The 2268-nt window shown below is 60.1% G+C and carries 2 protein-coding genes and 1 pseudogene; 1 reads left to right on the top strand and 2 read right to left on the bottom strand.

The window, feature by feature from the left end; genetic code table 11:
- Positions 1–414 (bottom strand): SDR family oxidoreductase (locus tag ACXJ7R_RS30470; protein ID WP_457155057.1); only part of this gene is annotated, 414 nt, incomplete at its 3' end.
- A 50-nt stretch (positions 415–464) separates the two neighbouring features.
- A complete protein-coding gene (locus ACXJ7R_RS30465) occupies positions 465–1604 on the bottom strand; it encodes an amino acid deaminase (protein WP_457155056.1) in 1140 nt (379 codons plus the stop codon).
- Positions 1605–2009: 405 nt separating this feature from the next.
- On the opposite strand from ACXJ7R_RS30465, the pseudogene ACXJ7R_RS30460 reads away from it, so the two are divergent.
- Positions 2010–2268 (top strand): annotated as a pseudogene (locus tag ACXJ7R_RS30460) (2,4-dihydroxyhept-2-ene-1,7-dioic acid aldolase); the annotation flags it as partial.

Raw genomic sequence — 2268 nt, 5'->3', positions numbered from 1 at the left:
GCAGACGGTGACAAGGTGGCCGTGTCCCTGCGCCTTGAACTTCGGCAAGGCGGCCATCATGCCCCTTACGGGGCCGAAGAAGTTCGTCCGCATCGTGTCCTCGTGCTTCTCCATCGTCAGGTCACGGGCGTAGCCCGTGTGGACGATCGCCGCGTTGTTCACCAGAACGTCGAGGTGTCCGAATTTTTCCCAGACATGATCAAGGACTTGGTCCCACTGCTCTGACGAGCAGATGTCCAGTTTGACCGTTGAGGCGGCGGGACCGATCGACTTCGCAACCGTCGTGGCGCCGGGCAGGTTGATGTCGGCCAGCACCACGGTGTTGCCGGCTTCGGCGGCCAGCCTGGCGAGAGCCGCGCCGATGCCGCTTGCCGCGCCGGTGATGAGAAAGACCTTTGGTTTGGACGGTTTCATTTTGCCTCTGTCTGTTGCGGTCAGGCGCTGCGGCCTGGACGGTAAACTTGCTAGAAGTAGGTGCGGACCGAACTGATCACCTGGTAGTTCTCGTCAACGACGTGCAGTACGCGCCATTTGTCGAAGGTCAGGCACGGGTGCGAGATGCCGAAGCCGACCATGTCGCCAACCGTGAGCGGCGAGGCCGCCGGGATGGTCATGTGACAGTGTTGGTCGTTCAGCCGCGTGACGATATGGTCCGGCGATAGCTTCTGCGGCTTTTCCATACCGCTTCCAGGCCGAAACCACGTCAGCGCCACCGGTTGGTCGTCGTAGGAAACGTCGCGCTTGCCGAGCCCGGCAATCAGCTTTTCGTCCTCCGGCCGGGATTGCACGTAGGCCCAGACTTCGAGGGCCGGCGTAAGCCCACCGCGAGAGTTGGCAAGCTCGGGATTGCGTTCCCTGAGTGCATCGACGGCTTTGGCGTAAAGGACGGAATCGTGCGTTATGTAGCAGCCGGATCGCACCAGAACCATGCTCGGCCGCRACAATGCCGCGGCTCCCAGTCCTTCGACCACCACATTGTAGAAGGCGGAGCCTCCGGCACTCAGGATGATCGGATCTGCCGCAAACAGATTTTCGGCGTCGCAAAGGCGCGCAAGTGAAACCATCTGCCCGACAAAGTTTTCGACAAGCGTCAATGTCGCCCCATTGTCGGCGCCTTTAAGGAGGCCTTCGAAGCCWTCGATGCCGCGAAGCGCGAGCAGGCCCTCGGTGCTCCCGATGTAACGAGCGAGATCCAGGGCTTCGTCACGGCTGCGGCAGCCGGTACGACCGCCGGGATAACCGAGTTCGACCAGCACTTGCAGGGGGCGGCTCGATCCTGCCTCGCGGGCGGCGTCTGCAATCGCGCGGATGTTCTCCTGCGAGTCTGCCAGAAACAGGAATTCAAAACTCGAATCGGCCGCCAGTTCGCCAATCACATAGTCGATGGCCTGCCGTCCGATGAGCTGGTTGGCCAGGAAGATCCGCTTGACGCCGAAGCTGCGGGCGACCTGGATCTGATGCAGCGTTGAAACGGTAATCGCCCAGGCTCCATCGGCAAGCTGGAGGTCGAACAGGGCAGGGCACATCGTGGTCTTGCCGTGCGGCGAGAGCACCGCGCCGGCATCGGCCAGGAAGGATTTCATCCATGCGCTGTTGTCGCGCACGGCCTTGTCCCTGAGGACCGCAACAGGGAGCGGTAGATCTTCCCGAAGGAGATTCCAGTGTTTCGCCGCGACATCGTCGATCGGTATAGGCCCGCTCACTGGGGGGACGCCTTTGTCCAGGGAGGACAAGGGGAGATCCATGGAGTTTAGAAGCGAGAGCATCGGTCGACAACCTATTTTGATATATGATTGTTACATTCTCCAGCCTGCTTGAGCAAGTAGGAGTTCTCGTCGAAATTGCGCCGGAGGCGACAAAATCGCACTCCGCAGAGAACGTGAAGGTCTTCATTAAACTCGGACACAGTCAGGAAGCGAGAGGATTGCCTAATTTTGATATTTCAAAAATGCCTATCCTCGGTTAATGATGGCTGGCGCCGCGCTCACTGAACCTCGATGGAGATTTTCTTGAAGAACGCCCTCAAAGCCCGGCTCGCGGCCGGCAGGGCCTGCCTGAACGGCTGGCTCGCAATCCCTTCCGGTTTTTCCGCGGAAGTCATGGCACGAGCCGGCTGGCACAGTGTGACGGTAGATCTGCAGCATGGCGTGCAGGATTATCTCAGCATGGTTCAATGTTTTCAGGCCATGGGCGCATATCCCGTGACGCCCATGGTTCGCGTGCCCTGGAACGAGCCTGGTATCATCGGCAAGGTTCTTGATGCCGGAG

The organism is Mesorhizobium sp. P5_C1, assembly GCF_054049815.1.
This window is presented reverse-complemented; position numbering and strand designations above follow the sequence as displayed.